Here is a 19,208-nt window from a genome sequence, read left to right as displayed (position 1 = left end):
TCCCGAGGGGCGGTCCCGAGCGCCGGTACGAGTGAGGCCGCCGAACTCCTGTGCGTCGCCTACGAAGGCGAGGGCATGGGCGTGGCCCGGCCTGCCGCGCGATCCGATGTCTCGGGCGCGGATCCGACCGCCTTCCAGTAGAGGGTCGTCGGCTTCAGAGTCCCCGCCGGATCGGCGGCGTAGTCCGGAATCGATCCGCACTCCGTCCAGTCCGCCGAACGGTAGAGCCGTTCGGCGGGGCTGCCGCTCTCGGTGTCCAGCACCAGCAGCGTGATCCCCGACTCCGCGGCCGACTGTTCGGCGGCGGCGAGCAGCGACCGGCCCACCCCCTGGCCGCGGGCCGACGGACGGACCATCAGCTTGGCCACCTCGGCGCGGTGGCGGGCGTTCGGCAGCGGAGCCCGGACCAGGCCGATGGTTCCGGTCACCCGTTCCGCGTCCCGGGCGATCCACACCTGGAGGTGCCCGGCGTCGACGGCCCCGGCCCTCTCCCGCCACCAGGCAGCGGCTGTGTCACGCTCCAGCGGAGCGAGGAAGCCCACCGACGATCCGCCGTTCACGGTCTCCACCAGCAGGGCGGCCAACTCGTCGGCGTAGGTGACCAGTTCGGGTCCGGAGACCGAAACGATCTCGATCATGAAGCGAGTCCTCTCGCGGCGTTCACGGCGTTCACGGTTCTTGCGGTTCTCATGGCAGGACGATCACCAGTGCGTAGCGGACCTGCTCCGGTCCCGGGCAGTGGAAGTGCGAAGGGCCGGCCAGTCGCAAGCGCAGACAGTCACCGCTGCGCACGGTGTGCGCAATGCCGTCGACGGTGATCTCGGCCGTCCCCTCCAGCACCCAGACATGCTGCTCCACGCCGGGCACGGGTGCGTTCTCGTACGCGATGGAGGCCCCCGCACCGAGCGTGCCCTCGATGATCTCCGCGCGCAGGCCGGTGTGCGGAGGCGAGACCGAGCGGCGTACGAAGCCCGACGCGTCGTCCCGCCATACCGGTTGCCGCGCGGCGGGAACGAGTTGCGGTGGTTCCGCCTCCACTTCCATCAGCAGCCGGGACATGGTCCGCTCGTAGACCGTGCACAACGTGCCGAGCTGAGCGGCGGTCGGGCTCAACTCGCCCCGTTCCAGCCGGGACAGCGTGGAGCGGCTCACCCCGCTGTGCCGGGACAGCTCGTCCAGCGACCAGCCGCGTTCGGTACGCAGTTCGCCCAGCCGCGCGGCGAGCCGGGCGTCGACGGAGCCGGGCTCTGCCGCACCAGATTCTCTCATAATGGAGAGGATATCCCTGATTGGAGAATTCCTGTCGGGGAGACAGCCGGGCGTGGTCGTTCTGCTGACCCGGTACGGACGTGCCACGCTGGTGCGGAGACGCTCGGGCGGGCCCACTCGGGTCCGCCGGATCGCTCCGCTACCCGAGGAGGCCGAAATGGCCAGTACCAGCAACGGGTCGAGTGTGTTGCGTGACACCGTCCCGGGTTCGCACCATCCTTTCCGGTACGGCTGGACCGCTTTCGCCGGAATTCTGATGATCTTCGGCGGGGCAATGGCGATCTTCGAAGGGATCGCTGCCATCGGCAGGGACAGGGTGTTCCTCGCCACGCACAACTATGTGTTCCGGTTCAGCCTCACCGGCTGGGGCTGGATCCACCTCGTTCTGGGCATCGTCATCCTCCTCGCCGGCTGTGCCCTGTTCACCGGGGCCGCGTGGGCACGCGTCGTCGGTATCGTGCTGGCGGGCCTGGGCGCACTCGCCAACTTCGTGTGGCTGCCCTTCTACCCGTTGTGGTCGATCGTGCTCATCGCGATCAATGTCTTCATTCTTTGGGCGCTGTGCGCGAGTCCGCAGGAGGAGAAGGCGGCCTGACGCCGCACCGGCCCTGCCGTCGTCGATGCCCCGGCCCGCCACACCTTCGACAAGATGCTCACGTACGTCACGGGGGACTCAGCAGGACCGACGGTCCGGCCCCCGTCCTGTCAGCCCCGTACCGAAGAGCGCGCGCCCGCGCGCGGCTCCCGCGACGTCGTCGTCCTTCACCCGCCCGGCGGTGCGGGACCGGCAGGATCCGAGCCAGGGGCCGCGTCGACACGAGGAGGACGCCCCGGCGGCCGGAATCCGGGCCCGCCCGGCAGGCCGTCCGGGCGCGACCACCAGCCGTGGCGGCGAGGGACAGGAGGGTCAGGGCTCGCACCGATCGCCCACCGGGGCGACCCGCTGTCCGTCCGATGGCGCACCCGGGCCCGCGCCCACTCGCGTCCATGACCGAGATGCGTTCCGGCCCACCCACTGGTGCAATGGCGAAGGCCGTGGTCTGCGGCGGACCCGGGACAGTCGAGATGCTGAGGAGCTGGCGTGAGCGGCGAGAGCGACGAGACGGGACCGATCGACTACCTGGTGGTCGAGTTCCCGGCGGGCAGACCGATGACGGGAGAAGGACTGCCGATGCTGGTCGACCTCGTCGACCGGGGCATCATCCGCATCCTGGACCTGACCTTCATCAGGAAGAACCCGGACGGCACGGTCGACGGAGTGGAGCTCTCCGAACTGACCGGGGACGACGACGCGCTCACCGTGTTCCAAGGGGCGTCCTCGGGCCTGCTCGGCCAGGAGGACATCGACGAGGCGAGCGCGATCCTCGAACCCGGCAGCGCGGCCGGAATCCTCATCTACGAGAACGTGTGGGCGGGACCGTTCGCGGCCGCCCTGCGCCGCTCCGGAGGCCGCGTCGTCGCCGACGGCCGTATCCCGATCCAGGAGGTCCTGGCCTCGCTCGACGCGGCCGAGGCCAGGGCCTGAGCCGTCCACGGTCTCGTCGGACCGACCGTCCCCGCGCGGCTCGGCCGGGCCGACCGTTCCCGTGGAGCCAGTCAAAGGAGATGCACCATGCCAGGCCTTCTTCGCGGTGTCGCCCGTACAGCGGTGATCGCCGGAGCCGCCACCTCGGTCTCCAACCGGGTCTCCCGGCGACAGGCGGGCCGCTGGGCGCAGCAGGACGCCGTGCGGGCGCAGGCACGGCCCGCCCCCGCAGCGCCTCCGTCTCCCGTGCCCACGTCCCTCGCGCAGGAGGACGAGATGAGCAACAAGATCGCTCAGCTCAAGGTGCTGGGGGACCTCAAGAGCCAAGGAGTGCTGAGCGACAGCGAGTTCGAGGCCCAGAAGGCCAGAGTCCTCGCCCTCTGACCGGTCGGGCCGCAGGACCGGGGCCGCGTCCGGCTCACTTCTGCCCGTCGTCCCACGGAGTGCCCAGCCAGCTGTCGAAGGTGCGGATCAGCGCCGTCAGTGCGGCTGCGAGCCGCCGGTCGACCCATGGCGCGTGGACGTGGATCTCGTCGCCGTCCGACCAGAACTCCAGCGGGATCTCCTGGCGGGCCCGCCAGATGATGCGCCGCGGCCCGCGCGCCACATCGCCGCCGCCGCTCAGGACACTGCCCACGCCGATGGCCACCTGGACGGGGAACAGCAGCCACCACACGTACCACCAGAACATCCGTCCCTTGAGGCCGACGGCCTCGGGGCAACCGGGCTGGGCGACCGTCGCACAGTGGACGGGCGTCCTGCGAAGATCGATCCGTGGACTCCGCCGAAACCCTCCCCGGATCCGGGATCGATCCCCTGCCCGACGACGGCCCGGCCGACCGCACCAGCCGTCGGCGGCTGGTGCGCTGCCGCATGTGCGGCCGCCCGCTCACCGGCACGGATTCACGCCGCACCGGCCTCGGCCCCGCCTGCGACGCCAAACTGCACCCGGCGCCCCCGGACATCCGCACCCGCCGCCACGAGGTCGAGCAGGACCCGCTCCCCGGCATCTGAGCCCCTGCACGGCTACGCGCCCAGGCGGCGGAACAGCCCCTCCTGAACCACGGAGACCAGCAGATTCCCTCCGCGGTCGTAGATCCGGCCGCGCGCCAGCCCCCGTCCGCCCGTGGCGACCGGCGACTCCTGGTCGTAGAGGAACCATTCGTCGGCCCGGAACGGCCGGTGAAACCACATCGCGTGGTCCAGCGACGCCATGTCGAAGCCGCGCGGACCCCAGAGCGGCTCCACCGGGATGCGGACCGCGTCGAGGAGCGTCATGTCGCTGGCGTAGGTCAGGGCGCAGGTGTGCACGAGGGGGTCGTCGCCCAGCGGGCCGACCGCGCGCATCCAGACGGCGCTGCGCGGGTCCGCGCCCTTGACCTCCTCCTCCGTCCAGCGCAGCCGGTCGGCGTACCGGATGTCGAAGGGCTGCCGCCGGGCCATCCTCTCCAGCGCCTCCGGGAGCGACCCGAGGTGCTCGCGCACCTCCTCGGCGACGGTCGGCAGCTCCTCGGGGTCGGGGACCTCGCGGGCGGGCGGCAGCTGGTGCTCGAAGCCCGCCTCCTCCGGCCGGTGGAAGGACGCCGTCAGATTGAAGATCGTCCGGCCCTGCTGGACGGCCGTGACCCGGCGGGTGGTGAACGACCGGCCGTCCCGGATGCGCTCGACCTCGTAGACGATCGGTACACCCGGCCGTCCCGGACGCAGGAAGTAGGCGTGCAGCGAATGCACCGGCCGGTCCCCGTCGGTGGTACGGCCGGCCGCCACCAGGGCCTGTCCGGCTACCTGCCCGCCGAAGACCCGCTGCAGGGACTCCTGGGGGCTGCGCCCACGGAATATGTTGACCTCGATCCGCTCCAGGTCGAGCAGATCGACCAGGTGTTCGGCCGGGTTCCTCATGTGGTTCGCCTCCACTCTCGCAGCGGCGCCGCCCCCACGGCGTACGCGCTCACAGCTGACCGACGGAGGTGACGCGGACCACGGCCCGGCCCTCCTCGTCGGACGCGGCCAGATCGACCTCCGCGCTGATGCCCCAGTCGTGGTCGCCGTTCGGGTCGGCGAAGGTCTGCCGGACCCGCCACAGTCCGTGCGCGGCGTCCTCGTCGATCTTCAGCAGCTTCGGCCCGCGGGCATCCGGACCCGTGCCCAGGTCGTCGTACTCGTCCCAGTAGGCATCCATCGCGTCGCCCCAGGCGTCCTCGTCCCAGCCCGCGTCGCCGTCCAGCTCGCCGAGTTCGCCGACCTTGTCCAGCGCGGCCAGCTCCACCCGGCGGAACATCGCGTTGCGGACCAGCACCCGGAAGGCGCGGGCGTTGGCCGTGACCGGCTTGACCTCGTCGGCCCGCTCCTGCGCCTCCTCGGCGGTCTCCACCTCCGGGTTGGCGAGCTGCTCCCATTCGTCGAGCAGGCTGGAGTCCACCTGGCGGACCATCTCGCCGAGCCAGGCGATCAGGTCCTGGAGGTCCTCGGACTTGATGTCGTCCGGGATGGTGTGTTCCAGGGCCTTGTACGCGCTCGCGAGATAGCGCAGCACGATGCCCTCGGTGCGGGCCAGCTCGTAGTTCGAGGTGAACTCCGTGAACGTCATGGCGCGTTCGTACATGTCACGGATCACGGACTTCGGCGACACCGGATGGTCGCCCACCCAGGGGTGGCTCCTGCGGTACACGTCGTACGCGTGCCACAGCAGCTCGCTCAGCGGCTTCGGGTACGTGACGTCCTGGAGCAGCTCCATGCGCTCCTCGTACTCGACGCCGTCGGCCTTCATCTGCCCGACCGCTTCGCCGCGCGCCTTGTTCTGCTGGGCGGCGAGGATCTGCCGCGGGTCGTCGAGCGTCGACTCGACGACGGAGACCATGTCCAGCGCGTACGAGGGGGAGTCGGGGTCCAGCAGGTCGAACGCGGCCAACGCGAAGGTGGACAACGGCTGGTTGAGCGCGAAGTCCTGCTGGAGATCGACGGTGAGCCGGACGATCCGGCCTTCCGCGTCCGGCTCGTCGAGCTGCTCCACGACACCGCCGTCCAGCAGCGAGCGGTAGATCGCGATGGCCCGGCGGATGTGACGCAGCTGGGCCCTGCGTGGTTCGTGGTTGTCCTCCAGCAGGCGCCGCATCGCCTCGAAGGCGTTGCCGGGACGCGCGATCACGGACAGCAGCATCGTGTGCGTGACGCGGAAGCGGGAGGTCAGCGGCTCCGGATCGGACTGGATCAGCTTGTCGAAGGTGGTCTCCGACCAGGCGACGAAGCCCTCGGGGGCCTTCTTGCGGACCACCTTGCGCTTCTTCTTGGGGTCGTCGCCCGCCTTCTTGACGGCCTTCTCGTTCTCGATGACGTGCTCGGGCGCCTGCGCCACGACGAAGCCCGCCGTGTCGAATCCGGCCCGGCCCGCGCGGCCCGCGATCTGGTGGAACTCCCGGGCGCGCAGCGTGCGGACGCGATTGCCGTCGTACTTGGTGAGCGCGGTGAACAGCACGGTGCGGATGGGTACGTTGACACCGACGCCGAGGGTGTCCGTACCGCAGATCACCTTCAGCAGACCCGCCTGAGCGAGTTTCTCCACCAGACGCCGGTACTTCGGCAGCATGCCCGCGTGGTGCACCCCGATGCCGTGGCGCACGTAGCGGGAGAGGTTCTGGCCGAACTTGGTGGTGAAGCGGAAGTTGCCGATCAGGTCGGCGATCTTCTCCTTCTCCTCCTTGGTGCACATGTTGATGCTCATCAGCGACTGTGCCCGCTCGACGGCCGCGGCCTGGGTGAAGTGCACGATGTACACCGGCGACTGCCTGGTCTCCAGCAGCTCGGTGAGGGTCTCGGTGATCGGGGTCAGCCGGTACTCGTAACTGAGCGGCACCGGCCGGGTCGCGGAGCGCACCACGGACGTGGGGCGGCCTGTGCGGCGGGTCAGGTCCTCCTCGAACATCCTGACGTCGCCGAGCGTCGCCGACATCAGGACGAACTGGGCCTGCGGCAGCTCCAGGAGCGGGATCTGCCAGGCCCAGCCGCGGTCCGGCTCGGCGTAGAAATGGAACTCGTCCATCACGACCTGGCCGATGTCGGCGTACTTCCCGTCACGCAGCGCGATGGAGGCCAGTACCTCGGCCGTGCAGCAGATCACCGGGGCATCGGCGTTGACGGAGGCGTCGCCGGTGAGCATGCCGACGTTCTCCGTACCGAACAGCTTGCACAGGTCGAAGAACTTCTCCGAGACCAGTGCCTTGATCGGCGCGGTGTAGAAGGTGACCTTGTCCTGGGCCAGCGCCGTGAAGTGCGCAGCGGCCGCGACCAGGCTCTTCCCGGAGCCGGTCGGGGTGGAAAGGATCACATTCGCGCCGGAGACCACCTCGATCAGCGCCTCCTCCTGAGCGGGATAGAGGGTGATGCCCCGTGTCTCGGTCCAGGACGAGAAAGCCTCGAAGAGGGCGTCGGGGTCGTCGGTCGGGGGCAGCTGATCGATAAGGGTCACGCCCCCATCTTGCCTGCCTTCCGTCCGGATGAGGGAACCGGACGACCGCACGAAGATCACGGACGATACGCTGCCCACTCAACTCGGCCGTGCCTGGGCGGCAATGGCGGCAGGACGACTTTGGGGGCGGGAAGAACCATGATGGGACCGGCACATTCTCTGTCAGGGGCAGCGGCCTGGCTGGGGGTGGGTGCGGCGGCGGCCGCCGCCGGCCACACGATGCCGTGGCCCGTGCTCGTCGTCGGCGCGCTGATCACCGCCGGAGCGGCGCTCGCGCCGGACCTCGACCACAAGTCCGCCACCATCTCGCGCGCCTTCGGGCCGGTCTCCCGGGGCCTCTGCGAGATCGTCGACAAGCTCTCGCACGCGGTTTACAAGGCGACCCGGATGCGCGGCGACTCGAACCGCAACGGCGGCCACCGGACGCTGACCCACACCTGGCTGTGGGCGGTCCTGATCGGTGCCGGGGCCTCCGGCGCGGCGATCACCGGCGGTCGGTGGGCGGTTCTGGCGATCCTCTTCGTCCACCTGGTGCTCGCCGTCGAAGGACTGCTGTGGCGGGCCGCGCGGATGTCCAGCGACGTCCTGGTGTGGCTGCTCGGCGCGACCAGCGCCTGGACACTGGCGGGCGTCCTGGACAAGCCGGGCAACGGCTCGGACTGGCTGTTCAGCGCCCCGGGCCAGGAGTACCTGTGGCTCGGGCTGCCGATCGTGCTCGGGGCGCTCGTCCACGACATCGGTGACGCGCTGACCGTCTCCGGCTGCCCGATCCTGTGGCCCATCCCGCTGGGCCGCAAGCGCTGGTACCCGATCGGGCCGCCGAAGGGCATGCGGTTCCGGGCCGGCAGCTGGGTGGAGCTGAAGGTGCTGATGCCGGCCTTCATGGTGCTCGGGGGACTGGGCGGAGCGGCGGCGCTGAACTTCATCTGACCGCCGCATCCGGCACCTCCCGGTGCGCTCAGGCGGACTCGCGCGGTACCAGCCGGTGGGCCAGGACGATCTCCCTGGCCGTCCCCGCTCCGTCCCCGTCGAGGCGGTCCACCAGCAGCTGTGCGGCCGAACGCCCGATCTCGCGGGCCGGGTTGAGCACGGTGGTGAGCGCGGGGGAGACCAGTGAGGCCGCCTCGATGTCGTCGTATCCGGTGATCGCCACGTCGTGCGGCACGCGCAGCCCGGCGGCCCGTGCCGTGTCCAGTGCGCCGATCGCGATCAGGTCGTTGGCGCACACCACGGCGTCCGGGCGCTCCGCCGCGTTCAGCACGGTCGCGGCCCCGGCCCGCCCGCCCTCGCGGGTGAAGCCGGTCCAGACGACGAGTTCGTCCGCGACCGGCAGCCCGGCCGATTCCAGGGCCTTGCGGTAGCCCGTGAACCGCTCCCCGCCCGGCTCCACCCCCGGTGTGCCGCCGATGAACGCGATCCGCCGGTAGCCGCGGCCCACCAGATGGCTGACCAGGTCGTGCATTCCCTCGGTCTCGGCGGCCCTGACCACATCGCCGAGCGCCGGCTCCAGCCGCCCTCCGAGCCGTACGAGCTTCGATCCCGACGCCACGACGCGGTCCAGGTCGCGCCTGGTGGCGCCGTACCGGCCGATCACGATGCCGTCGATGCGGCGCGCCACCAGCTGCCGGATCACCGCGGGCAGGTGCGGGCCGTCCATGGGGGCCTCGCAGACCACCGTCAGGTACTCGTGGGCCAGGGCGATCTCCTGCATGCCCGCGGCGATCGAGGTGTTGAACGGGTTGGTGATGTCCGGGACGACCAGCCCCAGGGTGCGGGTGCGCTGGGTGCGCAGGCCGCGCGCCGACGGATCGGCCTGGTAACCGAGGCGCTGTATGACGTCCTCGACCCGGGCGCGGGTGGTGGCCGACACGGGGCGGAGACCGCTCAGCACATGAGACACCGTGGTGACGCTGACGCCCGCCTCGGACGCGACGTCCACGATCTTGACCCGGCTCCCGCCCTGCACCATCGGCCTCCCGCTGTCGTCCAGGAATGTTGTCCTGGTGTTCGAGGTCACTCTATCCATTGTGCAAAACGTTTTGTATGGTGCTTGCGATCGCGCCGCACATGCGCCGTGCCAGGGATGCAAAACGATTTGGAGACTCGATGTCCATTGCAGGCCGGAGAGCCGTATGACGAGCTCTCCAAGCCGCAGAACCGTGCTCGGCGCCGCGCTCGGTGCGGCGTCGGCCGCGGTCCTGGCGGGTTGCTCGGGCGGTCGTCCGGCGGACGGCAGAACAGCGGTACGGTTCCTCGGCCCGGAGACCCCCGAGACGTTCCGGGCGGTCATCCGAGGCTTCGAGCGGGCCAATCCCGACCTGCGGATCGACTACACCCCCGTACCGCCGGACCAACTCGGTGACGTCCTCCAGCTGCGGCTCTCCGCGAAGGACGACGCGATCGACGTGTACGCCGTCGACCAGCCCCGCGTACCGGCACTCAGCGCGCGCGGCTTCCTCACCGACCTCGCCCCGATCGCCGACCGGGCCAGGGCCGCCGTCACCCACGAGCAGTACGGCGTCAGCTCCTGGCAGGGCAGGCTCCGCTCGCTGCCGATCTGGACGTCCACCCAGTACCTCTTCTACAACGCGGACCTGCTGACCAGGGCCGGCGCACCCCTGCCCGGAGCGGCCCCCGCCGACCGCTGGAGCTGGGAGCGGACCAAGAGCGTCGGCCGCCGCACCATGGAACGGGCCGGCGCCGACCACGCCCTGCTGCTGGAACAGACCGACCTCTACTACGGGCTCCAGCCGCTCGTCGAGTCCCTGCACGGCGGCTCGGGCATCACCGGCAAGGACATGCTCACCCCCGCCGTCACCACCCGGGGCTGGATCGACGCCCTCGACTGGTACCGGACGCTCTTCGCTGACGGTTCCTCACCCCGCGGCATCCCCTCGTACCAGCTCTCCTCGCTCTTCACCTCCGGCCGGGTGCCGTTCTTCGTCGGCGGCCCCTGGAATCTCGGCGCCTTCGCCGGACTGAAGGACTTCACCTGGGGCACCGCGCCGCAGCCGAAGTTCGCCGAGGGACGCGCCGTCACCCCCACCGACTCCTGGTCCTGGGGAGTGAACCCGTACGCCCAACACCCCGACGCGGCGCTGCGGTTCATGGAGTACGCCGCGCTCACCACCGGCGGCAGCCTGCAAACCGTCGAGGCGTCCCCGCTCATCCCGTCCAACCGTGCGGCCTTCGAGCGCGACGCGGCGGACCTGGAGCACAAGGCCACCAGGAGCACCGCAGGCGTGGCCACGATCATGCGGTACGAACTCGCGCACACCGCCGTCAGCCGGCCGCGCAGCATCGGCTACACCCAGTTCGAGACCGTCATGGGCTCCGCCTTCTCCGACATCCGCAACGGCTCGGCCGTGGAACCCCGGCTGGTCAAGGCATCCGGAGAACTGGTGCGTACCTGGGAGCGACTGCGATGACCACCACGGCCCCACGGTCCCCGAAGCGCTTCTCGCGCCACCGCCCGGCCTCGCAGGGCCGGACCGCCCTGTACTTCCTGGCACCCGCGCTGCTCGCCCTCGTCGTACTGCGACTGCTGCCCGCCGCGATGGCGGTCATCAGCAGCCTGCGCCACCACAGCCTCGTCGACGACGTCACCACGTTCGTCGGCTTCGACAACTACGCGGACCTCTTCGCCGACAGCCAGTTCTGGCAGAGCGTCCGTGTCACGCTGCTGTTCAGCCTGGTCATCAACCCGCTCCAGGTGCTCATCGCACTCGGTCTCGCCGTCCTGCTGAACCGCCGCTTCGCGGGCGTCCGCTTCTGGCGGTCGCTGGTCTTCGCACCCATCGCCGTACCGCCGGCCGTCTCCGCGGTCATCTGGGGCATCCTCTACCGCCCCGAAGGGCCGCTCAACGCCGTCCTCGGCACGATGGGTATTCCGCCGCAGCCCTTCCTCACCAGCTCGCAACAGGCGCTCTTCGCCGTCATCGTGCTGATGTCCTGGGTCGGCGTCGGCTACTGGATGATGTTCCTGATCGCCGGACTCCAGGACATCCCGCAGGAGTGCTACGACGCGGCCGCGGTCGACGGCGCCACCGCCTGGCAGCGGTTCGTCCATGTCACACTGCCGCTGCTGCGCCGCCCGATCGCCTTCGTCCTGGTCGCCGACACCGTCTCCAACTTCCTGGTGTTCGCCCCGGTGCAACTGCTGACCCGCGGCGGACCCGACGGCTCGACCGATCTCATGATGTACGACGTGTTCCGCCGCGCCTACAGCGTCGGCGACATCAATTTCGCCCAGGCCGAAGTGGTGGTGCTCGTCGCCATCACCCTCGCGGTCGTGGCCGTCCAGTTCCGGATGATGCGGGGCAAGGGCGAGGAGTGAACCGATGAAGACAACCGCCTCCCAGCAGCCGACGGGGCGCCGCCCCTTGGCACTCAGACACATGCCGCTCGTCACCGCCGTCGTCATCGGCGTGCTCTTCGCCCTCCCGCTCCTGTGGGTGCTCACCGGATCGCTCCGCCCCGGCGACAAGGTCCTGGCCGGACTCGACCGGCTCTCCTGGAGCAGCCTGATACCGACCGATGCCACGCTGCACAACTATGTGACGCTCTTCCAGGGCGACTTCGGCCGCGCCGTGCTCAACTCCATCGGCGTGGCCGCCACCACCGTCCTGCTCGGGCTGCTGCTCTCGGCCATGGCCGCGTTCGCGCTCTCGGTCTTCACCTTCCGAGGCCGCGGACTCGTCTTCGCCGTGATCCTGCTCAGCTTCATGATCCCGTTCGACGCCATAGCGATCCCGCTCTCGGACGTCTTCCGCGACTGGGGCCTGCAGAACACCTACGCCGGACTCGTCCTGCCCGGCATCGGCAACGGCCTCGCGATCTTCCTGCTGCGCCAGTTCTTCCTCGCAATCCCGCGCGAACTCGTCGAGGCCGCCCGGATGGACGGGCTCGGCTGGTGGGGCATCTTCCTGCGGATCCACGTGCCCCTGTCGCGGCCCGCGCTGATCGGCGCCGGACTGACCCTGTTCACCTTCCAGTGGCAGTCCTACATGTGGCCGCTGCTCGTCGGCACCGAACCCGACAAGCAACTCGGCCCGATCGCACTCGGCACCCTCCAGGGCCAGATGGTCGTCGACTACGGCCAGGTGTTCGCCGCCGCCGTCGTCCTGACCGTCATCCCGCTCGTCGTCCTGCTGCGCCTGCAGCGGTATTTCACACAGTCGATCGCGGGCAGCGGTCTGAAGTGACCGCCGGCCGAACCGGCCGCCCGACGAAACCCATCCCCACGACCCGAGGAACACCGTGACCCATCCCCTCGCCCACATCCTCCTGGACACCGACATCGGCAGCGACGTCGACGACGCGCTCGCCCTCGGCGTGCTGCTCGGCTCGCCCGAGGCCCGCATCACCGGCATCACCACCGTCTACGGCGACACCCTGCTCCGGGCCCGCCTCGCACACCGGCTCGGCGCCCTCGCCGGCCACGACCTCACCGTCGTCCCCGGAGCCACCGACACCCTCTCCGGCAAGGAGGTCTGGTGGGCCGGGCACGAGGGCAGGGCCTTCACCGACCTGGAGACCGAACCGGTACGCGACACCGTCGCCGCCGACCGCTTCCTCGTCGACTCCGTCCTCGCCCGGCCCGGCGCGACCGATGTCATCGCCATCGCCCCGCTGGCCAACATCGCCCGCGCGATCCGCCTCGACGACCGCTTCGCCGCAGGCGTACGCACCCTGTACATGATGGGCGGCAGCTTCGGGCCCGAGGCCAAGGCCGAGCACAACATCGTCAGCGACATCACGGCCGCCCGCATCGTGTTCGCCTCCGGCATCCGCACCGTCGTCACCGGCCTGGACATCACCACCCGGCTGCGCATCGAACGGCCCGGTATCGAAGCGATCCGGGAAGCCGGCGCCTACGGTGCCGCACTCGCCCGCGAGATCGACGCCTGGACCGGCTTCACCGGCGAACCGTGGAGCGTCCCGCACGACCCGATCACGGCGCTCTCCCTGCTGCGCCCCGACCTCTACACCACCCGGCGCGGCAGGGTCGAGGTCACCGACGAAGGGCTGACCGTCTTCACGGCCGACCCGGACGGCAACGTCGACCTCGTCGTGGACGCCGACATGGCGGCCGTCGCGGAGGAGATCGTCGCCCGCATCGTCCGGGCCTCCCGGCGCGACTGAGCACCGGCCGCCGGGCGCGGCGGAACCGGCAGCGGTGCGGCCGTGGCCGGTTCGGCCGGTGATCCCGGTGGTACGGCCCCCGGCCGTTCGCACCGCGCAGGACAGCGACCGGGCCGCCCGGGGCAACCGGTGCGCGACCCCGCCGACGAGGACCTCGTCGGCGGGGTCGCGCGGGTCCGACGGTCACGGCGGCGAGGTCACCGGGATGAGGGAACGGCCGACCGGTCGGCCGCCGGGACCGGTTCGGCGGACGGGGCTTCGTACGGCACATCGGACGTGATCGCGCCTCAGCCGTGCCAGGACCGCCACAGCGCCGCGTAGGCGCCGTCCGCCGCCACCAGCTCGTCATGGCTGCCCAGTTCACTGATCCGGCCGCCCTCCACCACCGCGATCACATCCGCGTCGTGCGCGGTGTGCAGCCGGTGGGCGATCGCCACGACCGTACGGCCGTCCAGCACCCGGGCCAGCGACCGCTCCAGGTGCCGGGCGGCCCGCGGGTCCAGCAGCGACGTCGCCTCGTCCAGCACCAAGGTGTGCGGATCGGCCAGTACCAGCCGGGCCAGTGCGATCTGCTGTGCCTGAGCGGGCGTCAGCGCCAGGCCGCCGGAGCCGACCTCGGAGTCCAGCCCCTTCTCCAACGCCTTCGCCCAGCCGTCCGCGTCGACCGCCGCGAGCGACGCCCACAGCTCGGCGTCCTCGGCACCGGCCCGGGCCAGCAGGAGGTTGTCCCGCAGTGAACCGACGAACACATGGTGCTCCTGGTTGACCAGTGCCACATGCGTACGTACCTGCTCGGCCTTCATGTGCGACAACTCCGCACCGCCGAGTTTCACTTCACCGGTCCGTGGCGCGTAGATGCCGGCCAGCAGCCGGCCCAGCGTGGACTTGCCGGCCCCGGACGGGCCGACCAGCGCGAGACGTGTACCCGGTGCCACGTCCAGCGACACGCGGTGCAGAACGTCGACCCCGGCACGGTAGCCGAAGCGCACCTGGTCGGCCCGGACGTCCCGGCCGTCCGGGATCACCTCCGCGTTGCCCGCGTCCGGTTCGATGTCCCGCACGCCGACCAGCCGCGCCAGTGACACCTGAGCGACCTGCAACTCGTCGTACCAGCGCAGGATCAGGCCGATCGGATCGACCATCATCTGCGCCAGCAGCGCACCCGTCGTCAACTGCCCCACGGTCAGCCGGCCCTCGATGACGAACCAGCCGCCGAGCATCAGCACCGCACCGAGAACCGTCACGTAGGTGGTGTTGATGACAGGGAAGAGAACGGAACGCAGGAACAGTGTGTACCGCTCCCAAGCCGTCCACTCCTTGATCCGCCGGTCCGACAGCATCACCCTGCGCGCACCCAGACGGTGCGCCTCCACGGTCCGCCCGGCGTCCACGGTCTCCGCGAGCATCGCCGCGACCGCCGCGTACCCCGCGGCCTCCGAACGGTACGCGGACGGCGCCCGTTTGAAGTACCAGCGGCAGCCGATGATCAGGACGGGCAGGGCGATCAGCACCGACAGGGCCAGCGGCGGAGCCGTCGCCGTCAGCGCGGCCAGCAGCAGCCCCGCCCACACCACGCCGATCGCCAGTTGCGGCACGGCCTCGCGCATCGCGTTGGCCAGCCGGTCGATGTCCGTGGTGATCCTGGAGAGCAGATCCCCCGTCCCGGCCCGCTCAAGCACACCCGGTGGCAGACCCACCGACCGTACGAGGAAGTCCTCGCGCAGATCGGCCAGCATCTCCTCGCCGAGCATCGCGCTGCGCAGACGCATCATCCGGGTGAAGACGGTCTGCACGATCAGCGCGAGCGCGAACACTCCGGCGGTGCGCTCCAGATGGAGGTCGGTGACGCCGTCGGAGAGGTCCTCGACCAGCCCGCCCAGCAGATACGGGCCGACGAGCGAGGCGATCACCGCGATGGCGTTGAACGTGACCAGCACGGCGAACGGCCTGCGATGGCGCCCCAGCAGCTCCCGTACATAGCTTCGTACGGTCGCGGGAGTGCCGACCGGCAGGGTCGTCGCCGACTCCGGCGCGGCCGGGTCGTACGTCGGTTCTGCGACGCCGATCATGCCCGTTCCTCGATTTCCTCGATCGTCCTGAGCGTGCCCCGGGAGGCCAGGGCCGCGATCTCGTCGTCCGTCTCGCGCGTCACGACCGCCCGGTAGCGGGCGTCCGTGTGCAGCAGTTCACGGTGTGCGCCGACCGCGGCGACCACGCCCTCGTGCACCAGTACCACCCGGTCCGCCAGGTCGAGCAGCAGCGGCGACGAGGCGAAGGCCACGGTGGTACGCCCCTGGCGCAGCGCCTTGATTCCGGCGGCGACCCGGGCCTCCGTGTGCGAGTCGACGGCGGAGGTCGGCTCGTCGAGAACCAGCGCCTCCGGGTCGGTCACCAGCGAACGGGCCAGGGCGAGCCGCTGGCGCTGACCGCCCGAGAGCGAACGCCCGCGCTCGGTGATGCGTGTCGTCATCGGACCGCCGTCCGTGGTCGCGGACGCCTGCGCCAACGAGTCCAGCACATCACCGCACTGGGCGGCGGACAGCGCGTCCTCGGCGCTCACTCGGCCGGACGAGGGAACATCGAGCAGCTCACGCAGTGTGCCGGAGAGCAGGACCGGGTCCTTGTCCTGGACCAGCACCGCCGTCCGGGCGGAGCCCAGCGGGAGTACGTCCAGCGGCACGCCACCGAGGAGGACGGACGGGGGGTGCTGCGCCGTCGCCATGTCGTCCTCCGCGTCGTGCTTTCCGGCAGCCGGTCCGCTCCGCGTTCCGTCCTTCGCCGTGGCCACGTCCGTGCCCCGGTCCGCTTCCGCATGAGCGTGTCCGCCCAGCCGTTCGGCCAGCCGTCCCGCTTCGTCCGGATCGCCACAGACCACCGCGGTGAACAGACCGGCCGGGGCCATCAGCCCGGTGACCGGGTCGTACAGATCGCCGACCGGGGTGGCGTCGAGGGTCGACGGCCGGTCCGTGCGGTGCAGCGAGAGCACCCGCACCGCACGCTTGGCGGAGGGCCGCGAGAAGGAGTACGCCATCGCGATCTCCTCGAAGTGGCGCAGCGGGAACAGCAACAGCGTCGCCGCGCTGTACACCGTGACCAGCTGACCGACCTCGATCCTGCCGTCGCGGGCCAGCGTCGCCCCGTACACGACCAGCGAGATGAGCAGCACGCCGGGCAGGAGCACCTGGATCGCGGAGATCAGTGACCACATCCGGGCACTGCGCACCGCGGCCTTGCGGACCTCCTGGGAAGCGCGTCGGTAGCGGCCGAGGAACAGCTCCTCACCGCCGATCCCGCGGAGCACCCGCAGCCCGGCGACGGTGTCCGAGGCCAGTTCGGTCGCCTTGCCCGCCTTCTCCCGCTGAAGGTCGGCGCGCCGGGTGGCCCGGGGGAGCAGCGGCAGTACGGCCAGGGCCAGCAACGGCATGGCGAGTGTCACCAGGATGCCCAGCGACGGCAGATAGAGGATGAGCCCCACACAGATCAGCACCAGGGCGGCCGCGGCCGCGGCGAAGCGGGACAGCGCCTCGACGAACCAGCCGATCTTCTCGACGTCGCCGGTGGAGACGGCGACGACCTCGCCCGCGGCGACCCGGCGGGTCAACGCCGAGCCGAGTTCCGCTGTCTTGCGGGCCAGCAGTTGCTGAACGCGCGCGGCGGCGGTGATCCAGTTGGTGATGGCGGTCCGATGGAGCATGGTGTCGCCCAGTGCGATCAGCACGCCCAGGACGGCGATCAGGCCGCCCGCCCATGCGAGCCGGCTGCCCGACCGGTCGACGACGGCCTGCACGGCGAAGCCGACAGCGGGTGGCAGTCCGGCCAGGGAACACTGGTGCAACAGGCCCCAGGACATGGCCTTGAGCTGACCGCCGAGCTGGCTGCGGCCGAGCCAGAGCAGGAAGCGTGGCCCTGACCGGACGTCGGGATCGCCAGGATCCGAGTACGGAAGATCGCGAATGTACATGACGTCCCATGTGTCGGTTTGTTCGTTGAATGACTCAAACCGTGCAAGGCTCTCTCCGGGACGTCCGTCGGAGCAATTGATTTTCTCCGTGAACGGGGTGAATCGCGCCATGGCCGCGAGATCGTCGGGATGTGGGCCGGTCAGCCCTTCTCCGGATTCTCCGAATCCATGCCGGAGCGGGCCTTCTTCCACTCACCGCGCGTGAAGTCCGGGATCTGCTGAGGGGCGCCCTTCGCCTTGATGGACTGATGACTGAGCGGCACGGGCGACGTCCACGTCGCCGCGTCGTACACGTCGAAATCGGGAACGAGGCCGAGCCGCATGCACTGCATCAGCCGGAACACCAGCATGTAGTCCATGCCGCCGTGTCCGCCGGGCGGGTTGGCGTGCTCCTTCCACAGCCAGTGGTCCCACTGGGCGTACTTGGAGAAATCGCCCCAGTTGTCGTTCGTGTGGTCGGGCTCGATGTAGATGCGGGCCGGGTAGTCCTCGAAGACCCCCTTCGTACCGCCGAGGCTGTTGATCCGCGAGTACGGATGCGGAGTGGACACGTCGTGCTCCAGACGGATGACCCCCCCCTTGGCGGTCTGGACGAGGCTGATCGTCCGGTCGCTCTCGATATAGGTCTCCTTCCAGCTCGGATCGCCGGCCGGCATGTTCTTCTCGCGGTACTCGGCGAGCCCCAGGGACGGTGAACCGACGCTGGTGATGCTCACCGCACGGTCGCCGCGGTTGAGGTCCATGTAGTTGGCGACCGGACCGAAGCCGTGGTTGGGGTAGAGATCGCCCCGCAATCTGGTGTGCCACAGCCTGCGCCAGGGACCTTCGTAGTACTTCGGGTCGAACATCAGGCCACGCAGATCGTGGTTGTACGCGCCCGCGCCGTGCAGCAGATCACCGAAGAGCCCGGCGTGCGCCATGCGGAGCACCCGCATCTCGTTCTGCCCGTAACAGCAGTTCTCCAGCTGCATGCAGTGGCGTCTGGTGCGTTCGGAGAGATCGACCAACTCCCAGAGCTGGTCGAGCCGGAGGGCGATCGGACACTCCACGCCGACATGCTTGCCGTTGAGCATGGCGGTCTTCGCCATCTCGAAGTGGAAGTCCCAGGGCGTCGCCACATAGACGAAGTCGATGTCCCCGCGCTTGCAGAGATTCTCGTAGTCGTCCTCGCCGTTGGTGTAGACGGCGGGTGCCGGCTGACCGGCGGCGGTCACCTTCGCCGCCGCTCTTTCGGCCTTGGCCCTGACCGGGTCGCAGACGGCGACGACCTGTACGCCGCTGACGGCGAGAAAGAGGTCGATCATGCTGCCGCCACGGTTGCCGAGGCCGACCATGCCGACGCGGACCGTGGACCGCCGCTCGAACGGCACTCCCACCATGGTGCGCCCCTGGCGTTTCGGAGCGGCCGCCTGTTCCGTGACAGCGGCTTCCGGGCCCCGGCCGGGCGTGGTGGCGGCTGCGGTGCCGCTGCCGAGAGCGCCGAGTCCGAGCCCGGCGCCGGCCACCGAGGCGGTCGTCCACAGGACCGAGCGACGGCTCATCGAGCCTTCGTCGCCGTCCTGCGTACCGCCGTTCTGCTGTGCTGCGTCGTTCATCGATCCTCCAGAAGGGGGGTCTGACGTGCGCGGCTGGTGAATGAACCTCGCCAAGGACCTTGGTAGTCGAGGCTGCTGATGCGCAAGGGGAGTGATTGGACTCCTGCTCCGAAACCATGGACTTTCGTGCACACGCAAGCGCCGGGGGGGGGGGGGCGGCCCCCGCCCCCCCCCCCCCGGGGGGGGGGGGGGGGGGGGCGCCCGCCGCCCCCCCCCCCCCGCGGCGGGGGGCGGCCGGGCGCGCCGGCCCGC

General features: G+C 70.3%; 18 protein-coding genes. 9 read left to right on the top strand and 9 right to left on the bottom strand.

The features are described 5' to 3' along the window. Positions 1-59 precede the first annotated feature (59 nt). Positions 60-638: a GNAT family N-acetyltransferase gene (locus tag ACF1B9_RS36070; RefSeq protein WP_391746563.1), complete on the bottom strand. Its 579-nt coding sequence runs from the start codon at positions 636-638 to the stop codon at positions 60-62. Positions 639-687: 49 nt separating this feature from the next. Beyond that, positions 688-1,269: a helix-turn-helix domain-containing protein gene (locus ACF1B9_RS36065; RefSeq protein WP_391746562.1), complete on the bottom strand. Its 582-nt coding sequence runs from the start codon at positions 1,267-1,269 to the stop codon at positions 688-690. Between the two features lie 157 nt (positions 1,270-1,426). Here ACF1B9_RS36065 and ACF1B9_RS36060 point away from each other — a divergent pair, with 157 nt between their 5' ends. The 3 genes from ACF1B9_RS36060 to ACF1B9_RS36050 all read left to right on the top strand — a co-directional run bounded on the left by ACF1B9_RS36060 (position 1,427) and on the right by ACF1B9_RS36050 (position 3,178). Further along, positions 1,427-1,864 carry a hypothetical protein gene (locus ACF1B9_RS36060; RefSeq protein WP_391746561.1) on the top strand — a complete coding sequence of 146 codons (438 nt, stop codon included), beginning with the start codon at positions 1,427-1,429 and terminating at the stop codon, positions 1,862-1,864. Positions 1,865-2,350: 486 nt separating this feature from the next. Beyond that, a complete protein-coding gene (locus ACF1B9_RS36055; protein WP_391746560.1) occupies positions 2,351-2,794 on the top strand; it encodes a DUF6325 family protein in 444 nt (147 codons plus the stop codon). Between the two features lie 87 nt (positions 2,795-2,881). Beyond that, positions 2,882-3,178, top strand: a complete 297-nt coding sequence (locus tag ACF1B9_RS36050) for an SHOCT domain-containing protein (protein ID WP_391746559.1) — start codon at positions 2,882-2,884, stop codon at positions 3,176-3,178. A gap of 34 nt (positions 3,179-3,212) precedes the next feature. On the opposite strand, the gene ACF1B9_RS36045 is transcribed toward ACF1B9_RS36050, so the two are convergent. Beyond that, a complete protein-coding gene (locus ACF1B9_RS36045; protein ID WP_391746558.1) occupies positions 3,213-3,485 on the bottom strand; it encodes a hypothetical protein in 273 nt (90 codons plus the stop codon). A gap of 83 nt (positions 3,486-3,568) precedes the next feature. On the opposite strand from ACF1B9_RS36045, the gene ACF1B9_RS36040 reads away from it, so the two are divergent. Next, positions 3,569-3,808: a DUF6011 domain-containing protein gene (locus ACF1B9_RS36040; RefSeq protein WP_391746557.1), complete on the top strand. Its 240-nt coding sequence runs from the start codon at positions 3,569-3,571 to the stop codon at positions 3,806-3,808. Between the two features lie 12 nt (positions 3,809-3,820). On the opposite strand, the gene ACF1B9_RS36035 is transcribed toward ACF1B9_RS36040, so the two are convergent. Beyond that, positions 3,821-4,693: an acyl-CoA thioesterase gene (locus ACF1B9_RS36035; RefSeq protein ID WP_391746556.1), complete on the bottom strand. Its 873-nt coding sequence runs from the start codon at positions 4,691-4,693 to the stop codon at positions 3,821-3,823. 49 nt (positions 4,694-4,742) lie between these two features. Then, positions 4,743-7,316 (bottom strand): DEAD/DEAH box helicase, encoded by a 2,574-nt coding sequence (locus ACF1B9_RS36030; protein WP_391746555.1) that lies wholly within the window; start codon positions 7,314-7,316, stop codon positions 4,743-4,745. A 78-nt stretch (positions 7,317-7,394) separates the two neighbouring features. Between ACF1B9_RS36030 and ACF1B9_RS36025 the strand changes: the two genes are divergently transcribed. Further along, complete coding sequence (locus ACF1B9_RS36025; RefSeq protein ID WP_391746554.1) at positions 7,395-8,186, top strand: metal-dependent hydrolase; 792 nt, start codon at positions 7,395-7,397, stop codon at positions 8,184-8,186. Between the two features lie 28 nt (positions 8,187-8,214). Here ACF1B9_RS36025 and ACF1B9_RS36020 read toward each other — a convergent pair whose 3' ends face one another. Then, entirely contained in the window at positions 8,215-9,273 is a 1,059-nt protein-coding gene (locus tag ACF1B9_RS36020; RefSeq protein ID WP_391746553.1) for a LacI family DNA-binding transcriptional regulator, read from the bottom strand. A gap of 115 nt (positions 9,274-9,388) precedes the next feature. Between ACF1B9_RS36020 and ACF1B9_RS36015 the strand changes: the two genes are divergently transcribed. The 4 genes from ACF1B9_RS36015 to ACF1B9_RS36000 are packed head-to-tail and all read left to right on the top strand — an operon-like array spanning position 9,389 to position 13,400. After that, positions 9,389-10,684, top strand: a complete 1,296-nt coding sequence (locus ACF1B9_RS36015; protein WP_391746552.1) for an extracellular solute-binding protein — start codon at positions 9,389-9,391, stop codon at positions 10,682-10,684. Then, entirely contained in the window at positions 10,681-11,592 is a 912-nt protein-coding gene (locus ACF1B9_RS36010; RefSeq protein WP_391746551.1) for a carbohydrate ABC transporter permease, read from the top strand. The genes ACF1B9_RS36015 and ACF1B9_RS36010 overlap by 4 nt, the downstream gene beginning before the upstream one ends. 4 nt (positions 11,593-11,596) lie before the next feature. Further along, positions 11,597-12,460 carry a carbohydrate ABC transporter permease gene (locus ACF1B9_RS36005; RefSeq protein ID WP_391746550.1) on the top strand — a complete coding sequence of 288 codons (864 nt, stop codon included), beginning with the start codon at positions 11,597-11,599 and terminating at the stop codon, positions 12,458-12,460. 55 nt (positions 12,461-12,515) lie between these two features. Continuing rightward, positions 12,516-13,400 (top strand): nucleoside hydrolase, encoded by an 885-nt coding sequence (locus ACF1B9_RS36000; RefSeq protein ID WP_391746549.1) that lies wholly within the window; start codon positions 12,516-12,518, stop codon positions 13,398-13,400. 287 nt (positions 13,401-13,687) lie between these two features. On the opposite strand, the gene ACF1B9_RS35995 is transcribed toward ACF1B9_RS36000, so the two are convergent. The 3 genes from ACF1B9_RS35995 to ACF1B9_RS35985 form a co-directional block, all read right to left on the bottom strand. After that, positions 13,688-15,469, bottom strand: a complete 1,782-nt coding sequence (locus ACF1B9_RS35995) for an ABC transporter ATP-binding protein (RefSeq protein WP_391746548.1) — start codon at positions 15,467-15,469, stop codon at positions 13,688-13,690. Next, positions 15,466-17,361, bottom strand: a complete 1,896-nt coding sequence (locus tag ACF1B9_RS35990) for an ABC transporter transmembrane domain-containing protein (protein WP_391746547.1) — start codon at positions 17,359-17,361, stop codon at positions 15,466-15,468. Before ACF1B9_RS35990 ends, ACF1B9_RS35995 begins: the two co-directional genes overlap by 4 nt. 140 nt (positions 17,362-17,501) lie before the next feature. Further along, positions 17,502-18,956, bottom strand: coding sequence for a Gfo/Idh/MocA family protein (locus ACF1B9_RS35985; protein ID WP_391746546.1), 1,455 nt, complete (start codon positions 18,954-18,956; stop codon positions 17,502-17,504). Positions 18,957-19,208 lie beyond the last annotated feature (252 nt).

The sequence above is a fragment of the Streptomyces sp. NPDC014727 genome (assembly GCF_043083485.1).
Taxonomy (GTDB): Bacteria; Actinomycetota; Actinomycetes; order Streptomycetales; family Streptomycetaceae; genus Streptomyces.
This window is presented reverse-complemented; position numbering and strand designations above follow the sequence as displayed.

Excerpts from the sequence above, each read along its gene's own strand:
- ACF1B9_RS36065 (WP_391746562.1), bottom strand. The coding sequence starts at position 1,269 with ATGAGAGAATCTGGTGCGGCAGAGCCCGGCTCCGTCGACGCCCGGCTC.
- ACF1B9_RS36010 (WP_391746551.1), top strand. The coding sequence starts at position 10,681 with ATGACCACCACGGCCCCACGGTCCCCGAAGCGCTTCTCGCGCCACCGC.
- ACF1B9_RS36025 (WP_391746554.1), top strand. The coding sequence starts at position 7,395 with ATGATGGGACCGGCACATTCTCTGTCAGGGGCAGCGGCCTGGCTGGGG.
- ACF1B9_RS35990 (WP_391746547.1), bottom strand. The coding sequence starts at position 17,361 with ATGTACATTCGCGATCTTCCGTACTCGGATCCTGGCGATCCCGACGTC.
- ACF1B9_RS35985 (WP_391746546.1), bottom strand. The coding sequence starts at position 18,956 with ATGAACGACGCAGCACAGCAGAACGGCGGTACGCAGGACGGCGACGAA.
- ACF1B9_RS36015 (WP_391746552.1), top strand. The coding sequence starts at position 9,389 with ATGACGAGCTCTCCAAGCCGCAGAACCGTGCTCGGCGCCGCGCTCGGT.
- ACF1B9_RS35995 (WP_391746548.1), bottom strand. The coding sequence starts at position 15,469 with ATGATCGGCGTCGCAGAACCGACGTACGACCCGGCCGCGCCGGAGTCG.
- ACF1B9_RS36070 (WP_391746563.1), bottom strand. The coding sequence starts at position 638 with ATGATCGAGATCGTTTCGGTCTCCGGACCCGAACTGGTCACCTACGCC.
- ACF1B9_RS36050 (WP_391746559.1), top strand. The coding sequence starts at position 2,882 with ATGCCAGGCCTTCTTCGCGGTGTCGCCCGTACAGCGGTGATCGCCGGA.
- ACF1B9_RS36035 (WP_391746556.1), bottom strand. The coding sequence starts at position 4,693 with ATGAGGAACCCGGCCGAACACCTGGTCGATCTGCTCGACCTGGAGCGG.
- ACF1B9_RS36005 (WP_391746550.1), top strand. The coding sequence starts at position 11,597 with ATGAAGACAACCGCCTCCCAGCAGCCGACGGGGCGCCGCCCCTTGGCA.
- ACF1B9_RS36045 (WP_391746558.1), bottom strand. The coding sequence starts at position 3,485 with ATGTTCTGGTGGTACGTGTGGTGGCTGCTGTTCCCCGTCCAGGTGGCC.
- ACF1B9_RS36060 (WP_391746561.1), top strand. The coding sequence starts at position 1,427 with ATGGCCAGTACCAGCAACGGGTCGAGTGTGTTGCGTGACACCGTCCCG.